This window comes from Gemmatimonadales bacterium, assembly GCA_030697825.1.
Classification (GTDB): Bacteria; Gemmatimonadota; Gemmatimonadetes; order Gemmatimonadales; family JACORV01; genus JACORV01.
The window spans coordinates 1-1955 of record JAUYOW010000127.1 but is presented as its reverse complement, the minus strand read 5'-3'; the positions used below and the strand labels follow the sequence as shown (position 1 = coordinate 1955).

The window sequence follows — 1955 nt, the reverse complement described above, 5'->3', positions numbered from 1 at the left end:
GCGGGCGCAGCCGGGGCCGCCTCGTAGAGCTGCGCAAAGCGTCGCGCGAGGACCGGGTAGACCTCGTCGTCGATGCCGCGGACGAGGTAGTCGCCCGGGGCACAGTAGGCACTGCGCTCGGCGAGTATGAAGTCCAGGGTGCCAGTGCGGCCGTCCACGCGCCCGGTTTGCTTGGACTCGCGCAGCCACGCCTCGACGGCCTTTTGCGTCGCAGGATCGCTATCCCAGCGGATCACGGAGAAGGTGAGCGGCTTGCGCCGGTAGAGTAGTGCACTCACGGTGTCTCCCTCGGTGGCAGGGTGATCGTGCTCCCGACCGCGCTGGCTGGGATCGTCACGCCCGCGCTACACGTCTTGCACGTCACCGTGAAGGATTGGAACCGGAGGCAGTTCTCCCCGGCACCGTTGACGGTCCAGGTCCACGGGCCCGCGCACGTACAGAACGGCCCCGCAAGCTCGAACCGGATATGCACCCGCGGCAGGGTCGCGCTCACGCCGGCCCCCGCGTGTAGACGATCACCTGGCGCCCGGGGAAGCACGCCTCGATGATCGGTTCGATGGTGGACCACTTCGCGCCGCCGAAGCCAGTGCCGATGCGGGGCATCACGACGGTGTAGTCCCGCCGGGCACGGCCGAGCATCGTGGCCAGCTCTCCGAGGCACGCCTCCAAGGTGACCAGGTTCAGCGGGTGCGGGTTGTCACGGCTTGGCAAGCCGTGCTGGGCGCACAGGTGCGCCACGTACACGTCCGGGGGTGCCAACGCCGCGATGAGCGTGTTCCCGAGCCGGAACGGGACAGAGCTGGGCCGCGCGGGCGAGGACCACTCCAGGTAGCTCGCCGCCGCCGCGGGGTACACCTCGTCCAGGGACGCGGTGAAGCCCTTGCCCCAGCGGCCCACGTCGTTCACCACGTGCGTGATGACACAGGGCCAGGTGCCCGTGGCGGGTGCCGCGGCGCTTCCGACCTTGTACGTGATCACGCGGACGCCGGTGCCAGTGCCGCGAGTGCCGCGGGTGTCCGCCGCTCGAAGCCGTGCACGCCACAGAGGACGAGGCGCTTTTTCGGGGGCACCTGGTCGTTGACCATGATGCAGAACTTGCGGAAGAACTCCGGTTCCCCGAAGGTCGCGTGTCGCACGTCGCACACGGCGGGGCTTACCAGCTTGGTCGAGAGCTGGGCTTGCCACTCCGCCGCGGTCGACTTCTTCGCGTGGAACGCCGTCCAGGCGATGTACCCGTAGGCGATGCCGACCACGGAGGACCCGACCGGGGTACCGTACGTCGAGCGCCAGGCTCGCGCGATCGGCTCCCACCACGAGATGAACTCGAACACGTCGCCCGGGTCCAGGTTCACGTTCACCGGGTCCAGCCACCCGTCGAGGAGGTAGAACTCCTCCAGGCCCCACACGTGGATCGTCTTCGCCTCGATGGCCGAGCGGCCTCGGAGGACACCGCCGAGGATCGAGGCCCAGCAGAGCTGGCTCGTCGACGCCCGGATCGCCCGCGGGGGGAGCCCGCGCGCCACCTCCTCCTGCAACCACGCGGATTCACCGGACAGCGCGGTCAGCTTGTCCGCCTTGCACAAGGGCCGCTGCGTGTTCTGCTTCACGATGATCCTGCCCAGCGCCGCCGAGGGCCGCTCCCCGCCGAGGACGAGGACGGTGAGCTGGAGCGATGCTCCTGTGTGCCGCTTGTACCACTCCATCAAGGCCGCGATGCGGTGCTGCCCGTCCAGGACGAAGTACGTGTCCCGCTGGCCCGGTACCGGGGCGAGCATGAGGCCGAACAGGAGATCCACGTCGAGCCGGGACGCCAGTTGCAGGACGCGGCCCACGGAGACGGGCCGGTTCAGGGGCCACGGGAGGAGCTTCGTCCCCCAGTCGCCCGGGTTCACGGTCAGTTGCAGGATCCGACGCCACGGGGCGCCCATGGCGTCCGGGTTGACGGTGGGCGGGGG

The 1955-nt window shown here is 69.6% G+C and carries 4 protein-coding genes; all 4 read right to left on the bottom strand.

The features are described 5' to 3' along the window. On the bottom strand, nucleotides 1-278 hold a 278-nt coding region (locus Q8Q85_06645; GenBank protein ID MDP3773930.1), incomplete at its 3' end, for a hypothetical protein. Then, nucleotides 275-493 carry a hypothetical protein gene (locus tag Q8Q85_06640; protein MDP3773929.1) on the bottom strand — a complete coding sequence of 73 codons (219 nt, stop codon included), beginning with the start codon at nucleotides 491-493 and terminating at the stop codon, nucleotides 275-277. The genes Q8Q85_06645 and Q8Q85_06640, both read right to left, overlap by 4 nt. Then, a complete protein-coding gene (locus tag Q8Q85_06635; protein MDP3773928.1) occupies nucleotides 490-978 on the bottom strand; it encodes a hypothetical protein in 489 nt (162 codons plus the stop codon). The genes Q8Q85_06640 and Q8Q85_06635 overlap by 4 nt, the downstream gene beginning before the upstream one ends. Then, nucleotides 975-1955 (bottom strand): hypothetical protein (locus Q8Q85_06630; protein ID MDP3773927.1); only part of this gene is annotated, 981 nt, incomplete at its 5' end. The genes Q8Q85_06630 and Q8Q85_06635, both read right to left, overlap by 4 nt.